This window comes from Curtobacterium guangdongense (assembly GCF_049341845.1).
In the GTDB taxonomy this organism is placed as follows: Bacteria; Actinomycetota; Actinomycetes; order Actinomycetales; family Microbacteriaceae; genus Curtobacterium; species Curtobacterium guangdongense.
In genome coordinates this window covers 12,653-34,066 of sequence record NZ_JBMPIT010000020.1, presented here as the reverse complement: position 1 = coordinate 34,066, position 21,414 = coordinate 12,653, and the positions used below count along the sequence as shown (strand labels likewise).

Below are 21,414 nucleotides of genomic sequence, written 5' to 3'. Positions count from 1 at the left end.
CGCCCGCGCGCCGCGCGCCGCGCGCCGCGCGCCGGCGCCCGCGCGCCGCGCGCCGCCGCATCGAGGGAACAGAAGACGTCGGGTCCGCGAGGCGGAGCCGACGTTTTCTGTTCCCTCGACGGACGGCGGGTGACGGGGCGCGGTATCCTTGTCGTGGTTAATCGATTAAGCAGCGGCAGCAACGCCGATGCCGAACCCGACGGTCGACCGCATCCCCAAGCAACGACGCTCGGAAGGAACCACACATGCACATCGGGTCGATCTCCAGGCCACGGCGCATCGTCGCCGCGGCACTCGGAGCCCTCGCTCTCGTCACCGGGAGCCTGTTCGCGACGACGGTCGGTGTCGGCAGTGCTGCTGCCGCCACGAACGGTCCCTGCGACACCTACGCCGGCGCCGGCACCTCGTGTGTCGCCGCGTACAGCTCCACACGGGCGCTGTACTCCTCGTACAACGGGCCGCTCTACCAGGTGCAGCGCGCCTCGGACGGGGCGACCACGAACGTCGGGCTGCTCGCCGCCGGCGGGTACGCCAACGCCCAGACGCAGGACACCTTCTGTGCCGGCACGACGTGCACCATCCCGAAGATCTACGACCAGTCGTCCAACCACAACGACCTGACCGTCGCGGGGGCCGGGGACGCCGGGCCCGCGAACCACGCTGCTGACGCCGGTGCACTGCCGGTCACCGTCGCCGGACACAAGGCGTACGGCATCTACATGCCGCAGCAGGTGGCCTACCGGATCTCGAGCACGGTCGCCAAGGGCACGGCCCGCGGCGCCAGCCCGGAGTCGATGTACGAGGTCGCCAGCGGCACGAACGTGAACCACGGCTGCTGTTCGGACTTCGGCAACGTCGAGACCCAGTCGAAGGACACCGGCAAGGGGCACATGGACGCCCTGAACCTGTCGATGCTCAACGGCACGGGCAGCGCCGGTCGCGGACCGTGGGTGCAGGCCGACCTGGAGAACGGCGTCTACGAGGGCAAGACCGCGATCAACACCGCGAACACCGGCAACACGTCGAAGTTCGTCACCGCGCTGCTCAAGAACGACGGCGTCGCGAACTTCGCGCTGAAGGGCGGCAACGCGCAGTCCGGGTCGCTGTCGAAGTGGTACGAGGGAGCGCTGCCGACCGACAAGGACGGCGACGGTCAGGGCTACACGCCGATGAAGCTCGAGGGGTCGATCGTGCTCGGCGCCGGCGGGGACAACTCGAACCGCGGCACGCAGTCCTTCTTCGAGGGCGTCATGACCACCGGGTACTCGACCGACGCGGCTGACAACGCCGTGCAGGCGAACGTCGTCGCACAGAACTACCAGGGCGTCTCGACCGGAGGTGGCCCCGGCGCCCCGATCACCGGACCCGGCGGCAAGTGCGTCGACGTCGCCGGTGACGACACCGGCGGCAACACCGCGGTCGTGCAGCTGTACGACTGCCAGACGCTCGCGGCCGACCAGCACTGGCTCGGCAACGTCTACGGCGCGCACACGCTCAGCACGCTCGGCCGGTGCCTGGACATCAACGGCAACGGGACGGCGAACGGCACCCACGTCGAGCTCTACGACTGCAACGGCGTCGGCGGGCAGCAGTGGATCGTGCAGCCGGACGGGTCGATCAAGAACCCGCAGTCCGGGCGCTGCCTCGACGACCCGTCGGGCAACACGGCGAACGGCACGGCGCTGCAGATCTTTGACTGCAACGGCAACCAGGCGCAGAAGTTCGTCGCCGCCGTCCCGATCAAGACGATCGGGTCCAAGTGCGTCGACGTCGCCGGCAACGACCTGCAGCAGAACGGTCAGCAGGTCCAGGTCTACGACTGCCAGACGCTCCTGACGGACGAGCAGACGACGGACCAGCAGTGGGCGTACAACCAGGCCGACCACACGATCCGGACGCTCGGGCGCTGCCTCGACATCGACGGCAACGCCACCGCGAACGGCTCGCACCTGGAGCTGTACACGTGCAACGGTGTCGGCGGCCAGCAGTGGGTGCCGCAGGCGAACGGCTCCGTGCTGAACCCGCAGTCCGGTCGGTGCCTCGACGTGCCGTCGGGCAACACCGCGAACCAGACGCCGCTGCAGCTGTACGACTGCAACAACCAGGCGCCGCAGGTGTTCAGCTTCAACTGAACCGCGTGACGGACGGGAGGCCCGGTGCCAGCTGGCACCGGGCCTTCTGTCCGTTGCCGGGCACGTCGTGCGCCGCGTCGGCGTCCGCGCGTCGTGCGCTGCTCAGATCGGCCTGACGTCGTGAGCGCGGAAGAAGTAGCCGTCCTGCCCCGACGGGTACGGCTCGACCGCGAACCGGACGCGCTGGCCGGGCTGGAGCGTGTGGAGGTCGTCCATGATCAGGTTCGCGAAATGCGCGAACACCTCCGACTCGACGTCGTCCGAACGGAGCGCACCCCAACCGTCCTCGTCACTCCACCAGACGCATTCGCCCTCGACGTTCCGCACGAGCGAACGCTACCGCGTGGCGGCGCGGCCCGCGCGCGTCCGACCCCGTTGCGTCTCCGTGCCCGCTCGAAGCGGAGCCCTCCTGCTCCGCGACCCGACGGCATGGGCCATCCGGGGCCAGGGGGTGCGAAGATCGCAGCGTGCCACTCCGTTCCCTCGCGACGCTCGACGACGCGACGTTCGACGTCACCGCCGCACAGGTGGCCGACGGGCGGCTGGTCCTGCACGGCTGGGCCGAGGACCACGACACGAACGTCGGAACGGCTCGATTGCCGGTCGCGCTGACCGTCCCAGATGCGGTCGCCGTCATGGTCGACGACACCGGAGGGACCGGTGAACTCGTGCTCGAGAGCATCGACGTCACGGCGACGACGCTGACGCTCCGGGGCGTCATCCCGTGCGAGGTCGTCGTGACGACATCCGTGCGAAGCCAGGCGCTGCTCGACGTGGGCACGACGCCCATCGCGGTCCGTCGCTGGGGACGATGGCGGCGATGGGACCGAGCGGTGCCGGTGATCCTCGACTACCGCGCCGTGTCGAAGCGGCTCCGGAACACCGCGTGTCCGACGTGCGCGCACCCTTGGGAGGAACACCCCGGTGAACTGGACCGAGCGCGGACGAGGTGCGGTGAATGCCAGTACGAGGTCGAGCACGGTGAGCGTTCGCCGATCGAGTCGATCTGCACAGCGCGGATCCCGCACCACCTCGTGGAGCTCGGCCCGTCACCGCACTGACCGTTGTGACGCTTCGGTGGATGTCTTCCAACCCGTTCGGCGAGGTCCCCGCACTGCCCGTCGCCGTGGCGTCCGGCGCCGTCGTGTTCGTCGTCCTGTTGGTCCTGCTGTTCCGGCGGGCACGTGCCACCTGGCCGCGCACTGACGTCGCGGCCGTGGTCGCCCTCTACGCGGCGGGGATCTTCGCGAACACGGTCTTCCCGATCTTCCTCGAACCGGTATCGAGCGATCAGCCGTGGTCCCCGGCGCTGGCGCTCATCCCGTTCCACGACTACGAGGTCGCTGACGCGCTCACCAACGTGGTGGTGTTCGTGCCCCTCGGCATCCTCATCCCGCTCCTGATGCGGCGTCCGTCGTTCTGGAAGGTACTCAGTGCCATGGTGGTGAGCCTGACGATCGAACTCCTCCAACTCGCAGCGCAGAAGCTGTTCTCCGGTGGCCACGTCGCCGACGTGAACGACTTCATCTGGAACACGGTCGGCGGGGTCGTCGGCTCCGCGGTCTTCGTCGTGCTGCTCCGCGTCCCGATCCTGTCGGCGGCGGGAGACGCCGTGTGGATGCGGTCCGACGGCCCGGTCAGGTGACGCGGAGCCCTCGGAGGATCGTGCGGACCCCGTCGCGGAACTGATCGCGGTCATCGTGCTCGGAGATGGACGCGGCGATCCCGGTCGTGAGTGAGTCGGCATCGGTGTCACGGACACGCGCGGCGGCGCGCTCTCGGGCGTCCCTCTCGTCGGCGGGCGACCGGAGACGACCGGGTCCGTCGGCGTGCTGCACGGCGGAGCCGAGGATGAAGCGGAAGAGGACGGACCCGCCGCGAGCCGGGTCGACCGCCCCGCCGTCGAGCCGTCGCAGCTCGGCTCCGATCGTCTTCCAGATCCGGATGGCCGCCGGTTGCACGGGGTCACGGCCGAGCTGTCCGGCGAACCACCGGTGGGTCTCCATGACCTCGTGGATCGCGAGGGCTGCCGCCTCGATGGCTGCATCCGGATCGTCCGCGCGGAGGCCCCGGAGCCCGCGTTCGAGGACGTGGTCGGCTGCGGCCGCGCGGAGGTCGTCCATGGTGCTGACGTGGTGGTAGATCGCTCCGGCGCCGGTCGAGAGCCTGGTCGTGAGCGCCCGCAGCGTGAGGCCACCTGATCCGTCAGCGTCTTCGTCGAGGATCGCGGTGGCAGCGTCGACGATTCGGTCGCGGCTGAGCCGGTCCGGGCGTCGACTCGTCGTCGAGCGCGCGCCGCTCTCCCCGCCGGGCGCCTTTTCGGACCCGCGGGTGGTCACTGCCCGCCGTCCGGGTCGTGGCCGTTCAGGGCGTCTGCGAGCTGGTTCGGCGCGCCCGCGCCGAAGATGAACTCGACGTCCTGGTGCGCCGTGGTCGCCGCGGCTGCTGCTCGCTCGAACATGACGGACTCGAAGGCGGCGATGCCTGCGTCGAGCGCGTCGGGGTCGTCGAGGTGGTCGGCGATCGTCATGCCGAGTTCCGCGCCGTCGAGCATCGCGTTGTTGGCACCGTTGCCACCCGGGACGGTGGGGTGAGCGGCGTCGCCGATGAGCGTCACCCCGGGGACGTGGGCCCACCGGTGCTCGTCGGGCAGCTCGTGGATGCTCCGCAGGATCGGCGGGGTGTCGCTGTCGGTGATGAGTGCGGTCAGTTCGGGTGCCCAGCCGCTGAACTCTGCCGCGAGCCGCGCCCTGGTGACGTCAGGCCGGGTGAAGTCGAGGTCGTCGAACCACTCGGTCGGTCGGTCGAGCACCATGTACGTGTGGATCCGGTTCCCGGCTTCACGGTGGGCGAGGAACCCGTTGCCGGGTTCGAGCGCGTACAACGAACCGGTGCCGACGAGGTCCGCCGTCCCCGGGTGTCGATGGTCGACGTCGTCGAGGTGTGCGTCGATGTAGGTCATGCCGGAGTACGTGGGCCGAGCGTCCGACACGAGGGGGCGCACTTTCGACCACACGCCGTCGGCCCCGACCAGGAGGTCGGTGGTGACCGTCGTGCCGTCCGCGAAGTGGAGGACGTGACGGCCACCCTCGGCTGGTTCTGCCCGGACCAGCTTCATGCCCCACCGGATCGCGCCGTCAGGCAGTGACTCGAGGAGGATCCGTCGGATGTCGCCCCGCAGTGCCTCGGGCTTGTCGGACGAACCGTCGTCAGGCATCTCCGCCAGGAGCGCACCCGACCGGTCGACCACGCGCATCGCGGCGCCACCTCGGTGCACGATCGAGTGGAACGCTTCCGAGAGCCCGGCGATGGCGAGTGCCCGCTGTCCGGAGTCGGTGTGCAGGTCGATCTGTCCGCCCTGCGTGCGTGCGGTCGACGAGGCTTCGAGGTCGTAGACCGTGACGGGCACGCCGTGGAGGTGCAGGACGCGCGCCAGCGTCAGGCCGCCGAGGCCCGCGCCGATGATGGAGACCGGGGTCGTCATGGAGAGGCTCCTCTGAAAGTTGGATCACTGCTCCACGATTGTGGAGCAGTGATCCAACGAGCGCAAGCGCATGATGGGTGTTGGCCGACGGTCGTCCCCGGAACTGCGCGGCGGAGACGCTGCACACCGCTCGCCGGACGCGTACAGTCCCACGCAACACACGAGCGGCGGGCGGGGACGCGATGCGACTGATCACCGGGACGACACTGGTCGTGGCGCTGACGGCAGTGGCGCTGATCGGTCTGGCGCCTCCGGCGACCGCGGCTGGATCGGGAACGATCGCCGTGCAGCTCGCGACGCCTGACGGCACCGAGATCCGACTTGCGGACGTCCAACTCGCTGCGATCGGCACCGATGCCGTCGTCGGGAACGCCATCACCGACGCCGACGGCACCGCGACGTTCACCGGCATCCCGGCCCCGGACACCGTCACGGTGACGACACGGGTGCTCCCGCCGAACGGTGCCCAGACGTACGCGCCCGGTCGCCGCACGGACATCGCGGTCCGCGGTGGTTCGACGGTGGCGGTCACCGTGCCCCTCGTGCTCGGTGCCACGGTGCAGGGCGGTGTCGTCGGACCGACGGGACCCGCGGCCGGACGCCTGATGTACGCGTGGAACGAGGACACCTCGCAGGTGTTCCGAACGTCCACGGACAGTGCGGGCCAGTACCGGTTCGTCGGGCTGAGCACTGGTCGGTACCGCATCGAGGCGTACGCCAGCGGGACGGCGTCACCTGCCGTCTGGAAGACCCGGGTCTACCAGCAGCGGGGGACCCTCGCAGCGTCACAGGTGACGTTGTCGCAGCACTACGCGCACAGTGACTACGACCTGGTCGTCTTCGCGAACACGGCGTCCCGCACCCCGTCGGCGCAGCTCAGCGGAGCGAGCGTCGCGGTGACGAACGCAGCGACAGGCGCGTCGTTCTCGACCCGGTTCTCGACGCTGCTCGACAGCGAGCAGACGGCGCAGTTCCAGATCCCGTCCGGGCAGTACGTGGTGGAGCTCCGGACGACGGCGACGACCGTGACGCCGGGGCGGGTCCTGTGGCTCGGACGTCCGGGTGGGGTCTACCAGTACGTGGCTGACCGGGCGCAGGCCGTCCCGGTGAAGGTCGCGTTCGGCGGGTTCAACGGTTGGGGTGGGGTGCTGCCGGAGGGAGTGTCGGGGTGATTGCCGGCCGTTGTTTTGTGAGGATCAGGACATGCCCGTCCGGGCGGGGTCCCTTCCGTCGGCAGACGTCCTCACCGGCAGTCCGGCAGTGCCGCCACATCCGTGCAGGTCTGCTCACTCCAGCCGTTGTCGTCGCCGCCGTTCGAGTCGAACGCAAGGATGGACGCCACCTTCACGGTCGAGCCGTCCACCAGGATGAAGGACACACCAGGATCGCCCTCGGTTGTCCACCGGATGAATGCAAGCGTGCCTCGTTGCCCGTTGGCGGCCACACGGTCGAGGCACCGCCTGGCCTCCTTCGGCAGCTCGCCGAGGTGGCTGACTTCCACCTGGCCGCAGTCGGTTCCCGCCGGCTGACGAACCCAGGCAGGCGCCACGGCCATCTCTCGCGCTGACGCAACCGGGTCCGCGGGAGAGCCGCCGCACGCCGTGAGGAGCGGGAGGGCGACGACCGCGATCGCTGCTGCGATCACCTGACGGCTGTTCACGTGACGAGCCTGGCGCAAGCACCGGGACGCGGGAATCACGATCCCACAACGCTCGGTCGAAGACCGGACGTTGCGCCGTGCCGATTCCTGCCTGAGGCGCGTTCACCCGTGGTTGATGGTGTCACCAGCCCAGGAGAGGTCGTCGTCGGCGCTGACCTCGAACGCCTCGAACCGATGGTCAGCGACGACGTCGGCAACCAGGGTGCGGGTGCCGGCGACGATGGTGGCGTCCCAGTCGATCTCGGTGGCGAGGATCCAGGTGTGGTCCTCGGGCCACAGCATCTGCGGCGTGCGTCCCGACGCCGGGTAGTCGCCGATGCTGGTGTTCTCCGACCAGTCGGGATCCGCGAACAGGTCGAGCGTGACCGACATCACGTGGAAGTCGCGACCAGGCCACTCGAACAGCGGCTGGCGGGACAGTGCGCTCGCGATGGCCGCACGGCGGAGTCCTTCGTCGAGAGCCTGTTGCTGGAGTGCCCTGATCTCTTCAGCGGTCGGCTCGCCGATCGTGAACGACGCCGAGGCGGTCCCGCCGTTGAGGTCTCCCCACCCATCCCAGACGGCAGCGAGGAGGTCGTTCGGTGTCGTCGTGGCGGGTCGAAGGTGTTCGGTCAGGGCGGCGAGCAGGACCGGATCGAGTCGTCCTTCCTCGGGAGGGTGGACAGTCCAACCGTCGGCGGTCTCGAACCCGCGAGGGGGTTCGTGGCCCGACAGGCGTGTCCACTGCACGAGTGGGTGGATGCGTCGGCCGTTGCGGGTGGCGACGTCCGCCCAGCGCCAGGAGTGTTCCTCGACGATCGGCGGCGGGGTCCGTCCATCGACGGCGGAGTCCTCCCGGTACACCTGCACCGGATGCAGGATCCGTGCGTAGGCCTCGAACCCGGTGCCGGCAACGCCGCCAGCTGTCGCCCAGGCGCCCGCGCGAGGTCGCAACCAGGCACCGCGGCTCACGTCAGGGACCAGCGGCATGGACGTCACAGTATCGATCTGGGGCTTGCTTCATCGATTAAGCACGTGCATGATGTGTCTAGTTAATCGATAAAGCGCGTGGTTTCCGAAGGAGGCGACCCCCCATGCCGAAGTCCGTCACCCTCAAGGACGTGGCCGCCAAGGTTGGTGTCACCTCCGCCGCCGCGAGCATGGCGCTCGCCGGACACGAGCGCATCAGCGAGCGCACCCGCGCCGCCGTCAAGCAGGCCGCGGACGAACTCGGGTACGTCCCGAGCTCCGCCGGCCGGGCACTGCGCAGCCAGCGAGCGGACGCCGTCGCGCTCATCGTCCCGAACTCCTCGGCCCACGTGTTCGGCCACCTCTACTTCATGCACGTGCTGACGGGGATGTCGACTGCGGCGAACGCCCACGACGCCCAGGTCATCGTGTCGACGAACGCCGACACCGGCTCCGGCGACGTGGCGTACGAGCGGGTCATGCGCTCCCGGACGGCCGACGGCGCGATCGTCACGAGTGCGGCGATCGACGACGACCACGTGCAGACCCTCGTCGCATCGGGCCTCCCGGCCGTCCTGATCGGCAACTACCCGCACCTGTCCGACGCGGTCACGGTCGGCATCGACGACGTCAGCGCGACGGAGCGCCTGGTCGACCACCTCGTCGAGGTGCACGGGCGCCGTCGCCTGTTGCACGTCACGGGCACGCTCGACCACCAGACCGGACTCGACCGACGTGCCGGGTTCCTGGCGGCCGCCGAGCGGCACGGCATCGACGACGTGACGGTGATCGAGGGGGACCTGTCCGAGACCTCCGGCGCGGCGGCGATGGAGCAGATGCTCGCGAGCGGTGCGCGCCCGGACGGCATCGTCTTCGCGAACGACGACATGGCGGTCGGCGGCTTGCACACCCTGCGCCGCGCGGGCATCGGCGTCCCCGGCGACGTCTCGGTGGTCGGCTTCGACGACTTCGGGCTCGCCCGGGTCACCACCCCCGGCATCACGACCGTGCGCGTCCCCGCCGAGGAGATGGCGCGCATCGCGACCGAGCGGCTCTTCGACCTCGTCGACCGCCGCGCAGGGACGCCGACCCGGACAGAACTGCCCGTCGAGCTCGTCATCCGCGCGTCCTGCGGATGTGACCAGGACGCCGAGCGCGTCCGCACCTGACCAGCGCCACCGAACCGCGACCAGCACCACCGAACCGCAACCCGCACCACCCCCACAACCCAGCACCACCCCGACAACCCAGCACCACGCAGCAGCAACGCAAAGGAGCGTTCCCCGATGCAGCACACACGCACCACCCTCGCCATCGGCGCCCTCGCCACCGTGGCGGCCCTCACCCTCACCGGGTGCTCCGCCGGCGGCAACGCCAGCACGTCCGGCCCCGTCACCCTCAAGGTCTGGACCGGCTTCACCGGTGGCGACCGCCCCGGCTACGCCACCATCGTCAAGGACTTCGAGAAGGCCCACCCCGACGTCAAGGTCGACATGACCGTGCAGCCGTGGGACACCATCCAGCAGAAGCTCCCGTCCGCGTGGCTCACCGGGCAGGGCCCCGACGTCGCGGCGGTCAGCTCCGACCCGAACGCCGTCGCGCAGTACGTCAAGACGAACTCCGTGCTGCCGATCACCGCGACCGGCAGCGGCGACAGCAAGATCAACACGTCCGAGTTCGCTCCCGGCACCGTCAAGGAGTTCACCTACGACGGCAAGCTCTACGGCGTCCCGGCCAACTTCGCCACGCTGAGCCTCTACTACAACAAGAAGCTCTTCGCGGACGCCGGCATCGGCGACCCGCCGACGACCGTGCAGGAGATGGCCACGGACGCCCAGAAGCTCACGACTGGCGGCAAGTACGGCATCGCGCTCGCCGACAACCAGACGATCCAGATGTGGCCCGTGCTGCAGTGGCTCGAGGGCGGCGACATCGTCAACGCGAAGAACTGCAGCGTGGTGCAGACGAGCGCGGGGCAGCAGTCCCTGAAGACCTGGGCTGACCTGGTCGCGAACGACAAGGTGAGCCCGGTCGGGCTGACCGGCGCCGAGGCCGATTCGCTGTTCTCGGCTGGCAAGGCCGCGATGGAGATCAACGGTCCGTGGGCGGCCCCCGGCTACAAGTCGGCCGGTATCGACCTCGGTATCGTGAAGGTCCCCGTCGGCGTCGACGGCAAGTCCATCACGCTCGGCTCGATCGCCCCGCTGTCGATCTCCGCGAAGACGAAGTACCCGAAGCAGGCGCAGGAGTTCCTGGCGTACTGGACGTCGAAGACCGCGCAGCAGAAGTTCTCGCTGCAGACCGGCTTCCCGCCGCTCCGCACCGACCTGTCCGACGACGCGAAGCTCAAGGCCGACGCCACGGTGAGCGTCTTCGCCAGCCAGGTACCGGACTCGCGCCTCTACCTGCCGCACGTGCCGGACGCCACCAAGGTCGACTCCGACGGGTACGTCCCGATGATCGGCAAGATCACACGGGGCACCTCCGTCGCGGACGCGACGAAGGACGCCGCGCAGACGATCGACGGACTGACCGGCTGCAGCAAGTGACCAGTCAGCTCACCGGGTCGGCCCCGGCACGCAGCCCGCGTGCCGGGGCCCTCACCCCCGGACCCGGCCAGGAGGCTCGCCCCACCCGCCGCCGACCGCTGCGGTTCCAGCCGGCCTGGCTCTTCATGGCCCCGTCGCTGCTGATCCTCGGGGTGTTCGTGATCTTCCCGATCCTGCGGTCGCTCTGGTACTCGTTCTTCGACTGGACGGTCGGCGCGACCTCGCAGCCGTTCGTCGGGTTCGGGAACTACACGAAGCTGTTCCAGGACCCGCAGTTCTGGAACGCCCTGCGGATCACGCTCGAGTACACCATCGTCTCGGTGGTGCTGCTCGTGGTCCTCGGCTTCGTCGCGGCGCTGCTCCTGCAGGCGGACACCCTGGCGAACCGCATCGTGCGCAGCGTGTTCTTCTTCCCGACGATCGTGTCGCTCGTCACGATCGGTCTGGTCTGGAAGTTCCTCCTCGACCCCGACATCGGGCTCGTCGGCGGCCTCACCGCGATGCTCGGGCTGCCGAGCGTCGCCTGGCTGCAGTCCACCTCGCTCGCCCTGCCGACGATCATCTTCGTGTCGGTCTGGAAGAGCATCGGCTTCGCGATGATCCTGTTCGTCGCCGGTCTCAAGGGCGTCCCGGCGGAACGCTACGAAGCCGCCGAGCTCGACGGTGCGAACCGTTGGCAGACCGTCTGGCGGATCACCCTGCCGAGCATCCGGCCGACCATGCTCTTCACGTCGATGATCCTGACGATCCAGTCGTTCCAGGTGTTCGACCTGGTGTACGTGATGACCGGCGGCGGCCCGGTCTTCCACACCGACACGCTCGTGAACCTGCTCTACCGCGACGGGTTCGTCAACTACCAGACCGGCTACGCGTCGGCGATCTCCTGGGTCCTCTTCGTGATCATCATGCTCATCTCGCTCCTGCAGCTGCGTCTCTTCCGGTACGACGATGTCGACTGAGGCCGGCGTCCGCCGGTCCCTGCGACGCACCGGCCTCGCACGCACCGGGTCCCTCGTGAAGTGGGTGTACCTCGGCATCGGACTCGTGTTCGCGCTCGTGCCGTTCATCTGGATGGTCAGCGGGTCCTTCCGGTCCGAGGCCGACCTGTTCGGCCACCCCGCCAGCCTGTTCCCGACGAGCATCACGCTGCACGGCTACACCGGCGTCTGGCAGCAGCTGCCGTTCCTCCGGCTCCTGCTCAACTCGTTCGTCTTCACCGTCGTGACCACCGTGCTGACGCTGCTGTTCGACTCGATGTGCGCGTACGCCCTCGCGCGGATGCGGTTCGTCGGGCGGAACGTGGCGTTCGTGCTCGTCATCGCGACGCTCATGGTGCCGTTCCAGGTGACCCTCATCCCGGTGTTCGTGGAGCTGTTCCACCTCGGGTGGCTCAACACCTACCAGGGGCTCATCATCCCGCGGGCCACCAGCGCGTTCGGCATCTTCCTGTTCCGGCAGTTCTTCGTCGACATCCCGACCGAGCTCGACGAGGCCGCACGCATCGACGGTGCCGGGCACTGGCGGATCTACTGGCAGGTCGTCCTGCCGCTCGCGAAGCCCGCCATCGCCACCGTCGCCGTGCTGAACGGCATGGCGCTGTGGAACGACCTGCTCTGGCCGCTCGTCGTGACGACCTCGAACGACATGCTGACGCTCCCGGCGGGGCTGACGCTGTTCGGCGGGGCACACGTGACCGACCACGCGGTGCTGCTCGCCGGCGCCGTGATCTCGCTGCTGCCCATCGCCCTCGGGTTCTTCTTCGCCCAGAAGTTCTTCGTGGCGGGTGTCGCGACGACGGGGTTGAAGTGATCCCCGGGGCGTTCGCGCCGGGAACCTTCACCTTCGTCGCCGGCATCGAGGACACCTGCGTGTACCCACCCGCGCGGTTCGACATGCTGCCGCTCGACGAACACGAGCTGACCGGGCACGACGACGCCTGGCGGAGCGACCTGGACGTGGTCGCGTCACTCGGTGCCACGGCACTCCGCTACGGGGTCGACTGGCCGCGCGTGCACCTCGCACCAGGGGTCTTCGACTGGGCGGTGCTCGACGAGCGACTGTCGTACGCCGCGTCCCTCGGGCTCACCGTGATCGCCGACCTCGTGCACTACGGCACGCCGACCTGGCTCGACGACTCGTTCGCCGATCCGACGTACCCGGCGGCGGTCGCCTCGTTCGCCGGTGCCTTCGCCGCCAGGTACGCCGGGGTCGTCGACCACCTGACCCCGCTCAACGAACCCATCACGACCGCGTCCTTCGCCGGGTTGCGCGGCGTGTGGCCACCGGCGCTCACCGGGTGGGACGGCTGGACCCGGGTGGTGCTCGGCATCGCGACGGGGTTCCAGCAGTCGGTGGCCGCGATGCGGTCCGCGAACCCGGACGCTGTGATCGTCCACGTCGAGGCGTCGTCGCTCTACACGACGGAGTCCGCGGCGCTCGCCGGCGAAGCAGCGCTGCTCGAAGCGGTCGGCTGGATCCCGACCGACCTCGTCACGGGCCGGGTCACGCCTGACCACCCGTCCCACGACTGGCTCGTCGAGCACGGTGCGTCCACGGCAGCCCTCGCCGGACTCGTCGACGGTGCCGTCACGATCGACCTCCTCGGCGTCAACTACTACCCGGACCTCTCGCCGCGCCGCCTCGTCGGGGGAGCGGGCGGCACCGTGCAGCAGGCGTACGACCGCTGGTCCGACGGCCTCGTCGCGTCGCTGACCCGGTTCGGTGATCGGTACGGCCTGCCGATGGTCGTCACCGAGACCTCGATCGAGGGAGACGACGCGGTCCGCGAGGTCTGGGTCCGCGACTCGATCGCCGCGGTCCGGACGCTCGTCGCCGACGGGGTCGACGTCCGCGGGTGGACGTGGTGGCCGGTGTTCGACTTCGTGGACTGGTCCTACGCCTCCGGCGGGCGGAACGTCGAGGAGTTCGCCGTCGCACCGGAGGTCGTCGCCGACCGGATCGCCGCCGGGGCGAAGACCCCGTACCTGCGGCGCATGGGGCTCGTCCGACTGGAAGAGCAGCCGGACGGGTCGCTCTTCCGGGTCCCGACCGGTGCTGCCGACGTCTACCGGGAGCTCGCCGCCGTCCGCGACACCGCGCCCGTCGATGACGCTCGATGACGCCGGGCGGTCACCATCCGGGCGAGCCTGCTTATGCTCCGTGGAACGGCCGCGTCGGCCGTGCCTGAACCCGGAGGTCCCGAGATGCCAGCACCGTCCATCGCCACGCAGGTCGACACGTTCAACGAGGGGTTCACCGAGCAGATCGGGCCGGAGCTCTCAGCGGTGTTCGACGGTGAGCAGGAGGATCTCCGAGCTGCCGGGGTGCCGGAGACGGCCATCGGCGAGGGCGACGTCTTCCCGGACGCCGAGCTCCTGACGGCGACCGGAGACGCGCAGGGCCTGCGGGACGCGCGTGGGGACGGCGTGAGCGTCCTCGTGTTCTACCGGGGTGCGTGGTGCCCCTACTGCAACCTGACGCTCCGGACCTACCAGCAGGAGCTGCTGCCGGCCCTGCGCGAGCGCGGTGTCTCCCTGATCGCGATCTCGCCGCAGACGCCGGAGGCGTCCGAGCAGGCGGTCGCGAACGGCGAGCTCGAGTTCGCCGTGCTGTCCGACGTCGGCAACGCGCTCGCCGAACGCATCGGGATCGTCACCGAGCCGAGTGCCGACGCGCGGCGGGCGCACACCGCGCTCGGGTTCGACGTCGCGGACAGCAATGCCGACGCGACCGCTCGGATCCCGTTCCCCTCCGTGTTCGTCCTCGACGCCGACGGAGTGGTGCGGTTCGCCGACGTCAAGGTCGACTACACCACGAGGACCGAGGTCGCCACGATCCTCGACGCCGTCGAGCGCGCGACGAGGTAGTCGCGACGCACCGGTCGGAGCGTGCTGGTCAGGCCTGGGCGACCGGTCCATCCGGTGCGGGTGGACCGGGCACGAGCGGGAGCGCGTCGCTGGTGGAGCGGAGGGACTCCTGTCGGAGTTCGAGCTGCGCGACCGCCAGCGCCGCGAGGTCCCGCAGGTTCGCGAGGTCGGCCTCGGTCGCGGTCCTGGCCCGCGTGTCGAGCACCGCGAGGGTCCCGATCGGGGCTCCGTCGTGCCGCAGCAACGGGACGCTGACGTAGAAGCGGATGCCGAGGGGGCCGGTGACGAGCGGGCTGTCGCGCATCTCCGGGTGGGTCGAACCGTCGGGGATCACCACCGGGACCGCGACCGGGGCGAACCCGTTCCGGAAACTGATGTGCCGGGCGGCGTCGTCCACGCCGTCCGCGATGTACGACTGCGACCACTCCCGGTCCTCGTCGAGCGCCTCGACCAGCGCGATCGGTGCGTCGAAGAGTCGTGCGGCCATGGCGGTGGTGCGGCGGAGCGCTTCCTCCGGCAGGACGTCGAGCGTCGTCGGACGGCCGCTCTCGGCGGGTCGAGGCGGCACGGGTGTCGTCGGCTCGACCACGTGGTCGGCGCTCGAGGAGTCGGCGATCACGACGTCCCGGAGCGACGCCACGAGCGCAGCCCCGGTCGGCCGCGATGCGGGGTCGCGCGCGGTCATCGCGGAGAGGAGTCCGCTCCAGTGCGCCGGCAGGGGCTCGGGGACGACCGGGTCACGGGACAGCCGGGCGACCGCCGACTCGACGAGCGACCCGGGGAACTCCCGCCGTCGTGTGAAGCACTGGAGCAGGACCAGTCCGAGTGAGTACACGTCGCTCGCGGGTCCGACGTCGGACCCACTCGCCTGCTCCGGGCTGAGGTAGGCGGCCGTCCCGGTGGTCACGCCGTCGGCCGTCAGCCGTTCGACCCCCTCGGCGAGGGCGATCCCGAAGTCGGTCAGGCTCGCCCTGGCACGGTCCGAGTCGTTGCCGTAGTCCACGAGCAGGATGTTCGACGGCTTGATGTCACGGTGGACGACGCCGCGTGCGTGGATGTAGTCGAGCGCTTCCGCCATGTCGAAGCCGATCTCGGCGATGTGTCGGGACGCAAGCGGCCCGACGGCCAGACGCGCCTCGAGGTCCTGTCCGGTCACGAGCGCCATCACGATGAACCGGCGGTGGCGGCCCTCGTGGTCGTCGACGACGCCCGCGTCGAGCAGGCTCACGAGGTTGTGGTGCTGCAGGGACGCCAGGACGCCCTGCTCCGTCTCCTGGCGCGCGATGTCGACCGTGCCGGCGTGGAACACCTTCACCGCGACCGGGCGGTGCAGGACCTCGTCCCATGCGCGGTGGACGACGGACATGCCGCCCTGACCGATGACGGACTCCAGGCGGTACCGCCCGGCGAGGAGCGTGGCCTCCTGGCCTTGGTCGTCCAGCGGGGGCATCGTTCCTCGTTCTCGTTCCGGTGATCGAGATGCATCATCGCATCCCGGAGCCGGCCGGAACCGCCGCCTGCGCACACCGGCTGACGGCACCGTCGGTCGGTTGGCAGAATCGGTCCCATGCAGCCCACGCCGAAAGCCGACGTCACCGCAGCGCTCATCGCCTTGACCGGGCAGGGTGAGCACCCCATCGTCGTCACCGCCGAGGGAGACCGCATCACCGGCACCTGGTCGACGAACCTGTCCGGGCAGCCCACCGGAGACGGCGGTGTCACCCTCGTCGGCAACGCCACCTGGAACTGGCACGTCACCCTCCTCGACGAGGGCGTCTACAAGGCGTCGATGAGCTCGAGGAACTGGCCGGACGGCGGCGGGTACTTCAGCTTCAGGTCCTCGTGGGTCGCCGACCCGATGAAGCGGGTCCTCGCCGACCACGGCTGGCAGCGTCGGAAGAACCCGTTCGCGCGTGCGTGGGGAACGCTCACCGGCAGGCGGTGACGGCCGGTCGGCGCGACCCGACGATCCCCACGCCGGACCACCGTCGTCAGAGCGCGTGCGCGCCGAGCAGGGTGCCCGCGAGCCACGTCGCCGCGAGGGCAGCGGCGCCACCGATCACGACGCGCGTGGCAGCACGGCCCCGGGGAGCGCCGCCGAGCACGGCGCCCGTCGTACCCGTCGCGGCGAGTGCCAGGAGCACGGCCACGACGATGACGTCGACGCGTACCGACTCCGGCACGAACACGGTCGCCAGGAACGGCAGCAGGCCGCCGACGGTGAACGTGGCCGCAGAGACCCATGCCGCTCGCCACGGGCTGACGACCTCGTCCTGCGCGGCCTGTTCCTCGGCGGCGGTCCAGTGCTCGCGGACCTCCGGGCGGTCGAGCTCGGAGGCGATCGACCGCGCCACGTCGTCGGAGACCCCGATCGAGCGGTAGGCGGCCGCGATGTCCGAGGGCCGGGCCGCGTCGGTGGCTCGACGGGCCGCACGGGCAGCCTGCCCGGTGCGCTGCGCGTCACGGGCACCGCTCACCGAGACGTACTCGCCGAGCGCCATCGAGACGGCGCCGCCGACGAGGGCGGCTCCACCGGCAGCGAGGACCGGGCCGACCGGTGCGCCGGCACCGGCGACACCGACCACGACGGCGGCGACGGAGACGATGCCGTCGTTCGCCCCGAGCAGACCGGCACGCAGCCAGTTGAGCCTGGCCGCGTTCGTGGACCCAGCGGGCGACGCGGTCGGCAGTGCGGGAACGGTGGTGGTGGCCATGTCGGACAGCAAAGCACTCCGGAGAGAATGTCGCTAGCCAGGAAAGGCTGCCCTGACCTGGGGTTTGTCAGGGCAGCCTTTCCTCACTCGGTCCCTCGGCTGCTCGTCAGGAGGCCGCCGCGGCGCGGTACTGCTCGAGCACCTCGGGGTGCGGATCCGCGGCGACGGTGGTGGTGTCGATCCTCCAGGGCGGCAGGGTCCCGGTGAGCGCCCACGCTGCCTGGCGTGCGGCACCCGCTGCGACGTACTCGCCCGGTTCCGGCAGGTGCACGTCGCGTCCGAACACCTGCGCGGCGACCGTGCGGACGGCCTCGTTGCGTGCGGCACCGCCGATGAGCAGCAGCCGCTCGACCGTGACGCCGGTGGCCTCGACGGCCGCCAGTCCGTCGGCGAGTGCGCAGAGCATGCCCTCGACCGCGGCGCGGGCGAGGTGCTCCCGATCGGTGGTCGCCGGGGTCATCCCGAGCAGGGACGCGGTGGCGTCCGGACGGTTCGGGGTGCGCTCGCCGACGAAGTACGGCACCAGGACGAGGCCGTCGGCCCCGGCCGGCGCCGCCAGCGCCAGTCGACCCAGCTCGCCGTGGTCGACGCCGAGCAGGCCGCCGATCACCTCGAGCACGCGGGCCGCGTTGAGCGTCGTGACGATCGGGAGGCGCGCCCCCGTCGCGTCGGCGAAGCCCGCCACCGTGCCGCTCGGGTCCGCCACCGCGGTGTCGGTGACGCCGAAGACGGTCCCGCTGGTCCCGAGGGACACCGCGACGTCGCCGGGTCCGAGCCCGAGGCCGAGGGCCGCGCCCGCGTTGTCCCCCGTGCCCGCACCGACGACCAGGCCGCCGTGGGCGACCCCACCACCGGGCAGTGGCACGTCGGTGTCGAGTGTGCCCATCGGCTGGTCGGCCTCGACGACCCGCGGGACGACCACGTCGCCACCGGACTCGCCGGCCACCCGCATCGACCGTCCGAGGGCGAGCTCGAACAGCTCCGGGTCGTACGCCCTCCGCGCCGGGTCCCAGTACGCGGTGCCGCTGGCATCCGAGCCGTCGGTCGCGAGCGCGTCGAGGTCGGGGCCGAGCGGGCTCTCGTCGGCCGGACCGTAGCCGCGCAGCCGCCACGACAGCCAGTCGTGGGGGAGTGCGACCGCCGCCACCCGGCCTGCGTTCGCCGGCTCGGCGTCGCGGAGCCAGCGCAGCTTCGTCCCGGTGAACGAGGCCACCGGGACCAGACCGGTCCTGGTGACCCATGCCTCCCGTCCGAGTTCCTCGACCATCTGGGCTGCCGCGTCCGCGCTGCGGACGTCGTTCCAGAGGAGCGCGTCGCGGATGACGGCGCCGTCGGCGTCGAGGACGACCATGCCGTGCTGCTGGCCGGCGACCGCGATCGCCGCCACGTCGTCGAGCCCGCCGGCGTCCGCGACCGCGGTGCCGAGGGCGTCCCACCAGTGGCGGGGGTCGACGGACGTGCCGTCCGGGTGGGACGCGCGTCCCTCCCGGACGACGGCGCCGGTGGCGGCGTCGCGGATCGTGACCTTGCAGGACTGGGTCGACGAGTCGACCCCGGCGACGAGGTCAGCCACGAGCGCCCATGAGGTGCTCGACGGCCAGCTGCTGCAGCCGGACGAAACCGAAGCCCTTGCCGCCGAAGTATGCGTCGGCGTCGAAGTCCTCGAACGCGCTGCGGTCGGCGAGCACGTCGTCGTAGGACTCGCCCGGGTTCAGCGTCGGGGTGCTGAGCTCGTCGACCTTCGACGCCGCGAGTGCCGCCTGGACCTCGGGGTCGGCGCGGAACGCCTGCGCACGCTCCTTGAGGAGCAGGTACATGCGCATGTTCGCGGCGGCGGAGTCCCAGACGCCGGAGATGTCCTCGGTGCGGCTCGGCTTGTAGTCGAAGTGACGCGGGCCGTCGTACGCGACGCCGCCCTGGGGCGCGCCGTGCTCGAGCAGGTCGACGAGCGAGAACGCGTTCTGCAGGTCGCCGTGGCCGAAGACGAGGTCCTGGTCGTACTTGATGCCGCGCTGGCCGTTGAGGTCGATGTGGAAGAGCTTGCCCTGGTAGAGGGCCTGGGCGATGCCGGCGGTGAAGTTCAGACCCGCCATCTGCTCGTGGCCGACCTCGGGGTTCACGCCGAACAGCTCCGGGCGCTCGAGCGTGTCGATGAAGGCGATCGCGTGGCCGAGCGTCGGCAGCAGGATGTCGCCGCGGGGCTCGTTCGGCTTCGGCTCGATCGCGAACCGGATGTCGTAGCCCTTGTCGGTGACGTACTGCGCGAGCAGGTCCACCGACTCCTTGTAGCGGGAGAGCGCGGCCTGCACGTCCTTGGCGCTGTCGTACTCGGCGCCCTCGCGGCCGCCCCACATCACGAACGTCTTCGCGCCGAGCTCGGCGGCCAGTTCGACGTTCCGCAGCACCTTGCGGAGCGCGAACCGACGGACCTGGCGGTCGTTCGAGGTGAAGCCGCCGTCCTTGAACACCGGGGCGGAGAACAGGTTCGTCGTGACCATCGGCACGACGATCCCGGTGGCCTCGAGCGCGCCCTTGAGCCGGTCGATCTGGGTCTGCCGCTCGGCGTCGGTCGACCCGAACGCGAAGAGGTCGTCGTCGTGGAAGGTCAGGCCGTAGGCGCCGAGCTCGTCGAGCTTCTCGACCGCCTCGACCACGTCGAGCTGGGGGCGGGTGGGACCGCCGAACGGGTCGGAGCCGTTGTACCCGATGGTCCAGAGACCGAAGGAGAACTTGTCTGCGCGTGTGGGCGTGGTCGCCATGGGGGTCACCGTTCTTCGTCGAACTTCGTTGCGGGGGGATCCTGGCAAAATGTTGCCGCGCCCAACATAAACGGTAGGGTGGTTCGTGGCAAGCACACGATCGCAAGGGAGCGAGCGGATGGCAGCAGAGCGACTGCGGGTCGCGATGGTCGGGCACGGGTTCATGGGGGCTGCGCACTCGCAGGCCTGGCGCACGGTCGCCCGGTTCTTCCCCCTGGGGCTCGAGCCCGAGATGTCGGTGATCGTCGGGCGGGATCCCGACCGGACCGAGGCGGCACGCGAGCACCTCGGATGGGAGCGTGCATCGACCGACTGGCGTGCCGTCGTCGCCGACCCCGAGATCGACGTGGTCGACGTCTGCTCGCCCGGCGCGTCGCACGTCGAGGTCGCGATCGCGGCGCTCCGTGCGGGGAAGCACGTCCTCTGCGAGAAACCCCTCGCGAACTCCGTCGCCGACGCCGAGGCGATGACGGCGGCCGCGGCCTCGGCGGCCGAGCACGGTGTGCGGTCGATGGTCGGGTTCAGCTACCGCCGGGTGCCCGCGATCGCCTTCGCCCGCCGGCTCGTGCAGGACGGTCGGATCGGCACCGTCCGACAGGCCAGGGCGCTGTACCTGCAGGACTGGCTCGCCGACGAGGACGGCCCGATGACCTGGCGCCTCGACAAGGAGCAGGCCGGCTCCGGGTCGCTGGGCGACATCGGCGCGCACGCGATCGACCTCGTGGAGCACATCACCGGAGCGACGCTCACCAGCGTCTCCGGCACGCTCGAGACCTTCGTCCGCGAGCGACCGCTGCTCGCGGAGGGCGTCGGGCTCTCCGGCACCGCGTCGACCGAGCGCGGCACCGTGACCGTCGACGACGCCGCCTGGTTCCTCGGCCGGCTCGCCGGGGGAGCGGCCGACGGGGCCGTCGGGTCCTTCGAGGCGACCCGCTACGCCACCGGACGGAAGAACGGTCTGACGATCGAGCTGAGCGGCACCAGTGGCGCGATCCGGTTCGACCTCGAGTCCATGAACGAACTCCAGGTCTACGACGCCTCCGCCCCGGCCGGCGAGCAGGGATTCACCCGCGTGCTCGTCACCGAACCCGAGCACCCGTACATGGCGGCGTGGTGGCCCAGCGGACACCTGATCGGGTACGAGCACACCTTCACGCACGAGGTCGCGGACCTCGTCACCGCCATCGCCGAGGGCACCGAGCCCCGACCGTCCTTCGCCGAGGGACTGCACGTGCAGCGCGTGCTCGACGCCATCGAACGCAGCGCCGCCGACGGCAGCAGCTGGACGGCGATCCCGTGACG

The 21,414-nt window shown here is 70.5% G+C and carries 21 protein-coding genes; 12 read left to right on the top strand and 9 right to left on the bottom strand.

The window, feature by feature from the left end; genetic code table 11:
- Window positions 1-245 precede the first annotated feature (245 nt).
- Entirely contained in the window at window positions 246-2,132 is a 1,887-nt protein-coding gene (locus tag ACO0E1_RS18700) for an arabinofuranosidase catalytic domain-containing protein (RefSeq protein WP_422875546.1), read from the top strand.
- A gap of 102 nt (window positions 2,133-2,234) precedes the next feature.
- Here the strand turns inward: ACO0E1_RS18700 and ACO0E1_RS18695 are convergent, their stop codons facing one another.
- Window positions 2,235-2,459: a cold-shock protein gene (locus tag ACO0E1_RS18695; RefSeq protein ID WP_422875545.1), complete on the bottom strand. Its 225-nt coding sequence runs from the start codon at window positions 2,457-2,459 to the stop codon at window positions 2,235-2,237.
- 140 nt (window positions 2,460-2,599) lie between these two features.
- Here ACO0E1_RS18695 and ACO0E1_RS18690 point away from each other — a divergent pair, with 140 nt between their 5' ends.
- Together ACO0E1_RS18690 and ACO0E1_RS18685 are read left to right on the top strand one after the other, a co-directional pair.
- Entirely contained in the window at window positions 2,600-3,193 is a 594-nt protein-coding gene (locus ACO0E1_RS18690; RefSeq protein WP_422875544.1) for a hypothetical protein, read from the top strand.
- Between the two features lie 20 nt (window positions 3,194-3,213).
- Window positions 3,214-3,777, top strand: coding sequence for a VanZ family protein (locus tag ACO0E1_RS18685; RefSeq protein ID WP_422875543.1), 564 nt, complete (start codon window positions 3,214-3,216; stop codon window positions 3,775-3,777).
- Here the strand turns inward: ACO0E1_RS18685 and ACO0E1_RS18680 are convergent.
- Together ACO0E1_RS18680 and ACO0E1_RS18675 are read right to left on the bottom strand one after the other, a co-directional pair.
- A complete protein-coding gene (locus ACO0E1_RS18680; RefSeq protein ID WP_422875542.1) occupies window positions 3,770-4,471 on the bottom strand; it encodes a TetR/AcrR family transcriptional regulator in 702 nt (233 codons plus the stop codon). The two genes, ACO0E1_RS18685 and ACO0E1_RS18680, sit on opposite strands and share 8 nt — an antisense overlap.
- The gene (locus ACO0E1_RS18675) at window positions 4,468-5,616 is read right to left on the bottom strand and encodes an FAD-dependent oxidoreductase (protein ID WP_422875541.1); all 1,149 of its coding nucleotides are present in this window, start codon (window positions 5,614-5,616) and stop codon (window positions 4,468-4,470) included. Before ACO0E1_RS18675 ends, ACO0E1_RS18680 begins: the two co-directional genes overlap by 4 nt.
- Before the next feature lie 182 nt (window positions 5,617-5,798).
- On the opposite strand from ACO0E1_RS18675, the gene ACO0E1_RS18670 reads away from it, so the two are divergent.
- Entirely contained in the window at window positions 5,799-6,788 is a 990-nt protein-coding gene (locus ACO0E1_RS18670) for a carboxypeptidase-like regulatory domain-containing protein (RefSeq protein WP_422875540.1), read from the top strand.
- A 71-nt stretch (window positions 6,789-6,859) separates the two neighbouring features.
- Here ACO0E1_RS18670 and ACO0E1_RS18665 read toward each other — a convergent pair whose 3' ends face one another.
- Entirely contained in the window at window positions 6,860-7,276 is a 417-nt protein-coding gene (locus ACO0E1_RS18665) for a hypothetical protein (RefSeq protein WP_422875539.1), read from the bottom strand.
- 102 nt (window positions 7,277-7,378) lie between these two features.
- Window positions 7,379-8,245, bottom strand: coding sequence for a hypothetical protein (locus tag ACO0E1_RS18660; protein WP_422875538.1), 867 nt, complete (start codon window positions 8,243-8,245; stop codon window positions 7,379-7,381).
- Window positions 8,246-8,349: 104 nt separating this feature from the next.
- On the opposite strand from ACO0E1_RS18660, the gene ACO0E1_RS18655 reads away from it, so the two are divergent.
- The 6 genes from ACO0E1_RS18655 (at window position 8,350) to ACO0E1_RS18630 (ending at window position 14,639) form a co-directional block, all read left to right on the top strand.
- On the top strand, window positions 8,350-9,393 hold the full coding sequence (locus ACO0E1_RS18655; protein ID WP_422875537.1) for a LacI family DNA-binding transcriptional regulator: 1,044 nt from the start codon (window positions 8,350-8,352) through the stop codon (window positions 9,391-9,393).
- 117 nt (window positions 9,394-9,510) lie between these two features.
- Window positions 9,511-10,773 carry a sugar ABC transporter substrate-binding protein gene (locus ACO0E1_RS18650; protein WP_422875536.1) on the top strand — a complete coding sequence of 421 codons (1,263 nt, stop codon included), beginning with the start codon at window positions 9,511-9,513 and terminating at the stop codon, window positions 10,771-10,773.
- Window positions 10,770-11,732: a carbohydrate ABC transporter permease gene (locus tag ACO0E1_RS18645; RefSeq protein ID WP_422875535.1), complete on the top strand. Its 963-nt coding sequence runs from the start codon at window positions 10,770-10,772 to the stop codon at window positions 11,730-11,732. The genes ACO0E1_RS18650 and ACO0E1_RS18645 overlap by 4 nt, the downstream gene beginning before the upstream one ends.
- Window positions 11,722-12,582 (top strand): carbohydrate ABC transporter permease, encoded by an 861-nt coding sequence (locus ACO0E1_RS18640; RefSeq protein ID WP_402728273.1) that lies wholly within the window; start codon window positions 11,722-11,724, stop codon window positions 12,580-12,582. The genes ACO0E1_RS18645 and ACO0E1_RS18640 overlap by 11 nt, the downstream gene beginning before the upstream one ends.
- Window positions 12,579-13,892 (top strand): glycoside hydrolase family 1 protein, encoded by a 1,314-nt coding sequence (locus tag ACO0E1_RS18635; RefSeq protein ID WP_422875534.1) that lies wholly within the window; start codon window positions 12,579-12,581, stop codon window positions 13,890-13,892. The genes ACO0E1_RS18640 and ACO0E1_RS18635 overlap by 4 nt, the downstream gene beginning before the upstream one ends.
- Before the next feature lie 84 nt (window positions 13,893-13,976).
- Complete coding sequence (locus ACO0E1_RS18630) at window positions 13,977-14,639, top strand: peroxiredoxin-like family protein (RefSeq protein ID WP_420366553.1); 663 nt, start codon at window positions 13,977-13,979, stop codon at window positions 14,637-14,639.
- Window positions 14,640-14,667: 28 nt separating this feature from the next.
- Here ACO0E1_RS18630 and ACO0E1_RS18625 read toward each other — a convergent pair whose 3' ends face one another.
- Window positions 14,668-16,089: a protein kinase domain-containing protein gene (locus ACO0E1_RS18625; RefSeq protein ID WP_422875533.1), complete on the bottom strand. Its 1,422-nt coding sequence runs from the start codon at window positions 16,087-16,089 to the stop codon at window positions 14,668-14,670.
- 117 nt (window positions 16,090-16,206) lie between these two features.
- Here ACO0E1_RS18625 and ACO0E1_RS18620 point away from each other — a divergent pair, with 117 nt between their 5' ends.
- Window positions 16,207-16,584, top strand: coding sequence for a hypothetical protein (locus ACO0E1_RS18620; RefSeq protein ID WP_422875532.1), 378 nt, complete (start codon window positions 16,207-16,209; stop codon window positions 16,582-16,584).
- A 46-nt stretch (window positions 16,585-16,630) separates the two neighbouring features.
- Here ACO0E1_RS18620 and ACO0E1_RS18615 read toward each other — a convergent pair whose 3' ends face one another.
- From ACO0E1_RS18615 to xylA, 3 genes are all read right to left on the bottom strand, one after another.
- Complete coding sequence (locus tag ACO0E1_RS18615; protein WP_422875531.1) at window positions 16,631-17,353, bottom strand: VIT1/CCC1 transporter family protein; 723 nt, start codon at window positions 17,351-17,353, stop codon at window positions 16,631-16,633.
- Between the two features lie 106 nt (window positions 17,354-17,459).
- Window positions 17,460-18,926: a xylulokinase gene (gene xylB, locus ACO0E1_RS18610; protein WP_422875530.1), complete on the bottom strand. Its 1,467-nt coding sequence runs from the start codon at window positions 18,924-18,926 to the stop codon at window positions 17,460-17,462.
- Window positions 18,919-20,112 carry a xylose isomerase gene (xylA, locus tag ACO0E1_RS18605; RefSeq protein WP_422875529.1) on the bottom strand — a complete coding sequence of 398 codons (1,194 nt, stop codon included), beginning with the start codon at window positions 20,110-20,112 and terminating at the stop codon, window positions 18,919-18,921. The genes xylB and xylA overlap by 8 nt, the downstream gene beginning before the upstream one ends.
- A 118-nt stretch (window positions 20,113-20,230) precedes the next feature.
- Between xylA and ACO0E1_RS18600 the strand changes: the two genes are divergently transcribed.
- Window positions 20,231-21,412 (top strand): Gfo/Idh/MocA family protein, encoded by a 1,182-nt coding sequence (locus tag ACO0E1_RS18600; protein WP_422875528.1) that lies wholly within the window; start codon window positions 20,231-20,233, stop codon window positions 21,410-21,412.
- Window positions 21,413-21,414 lie beyond the last annotated feature (2 nt).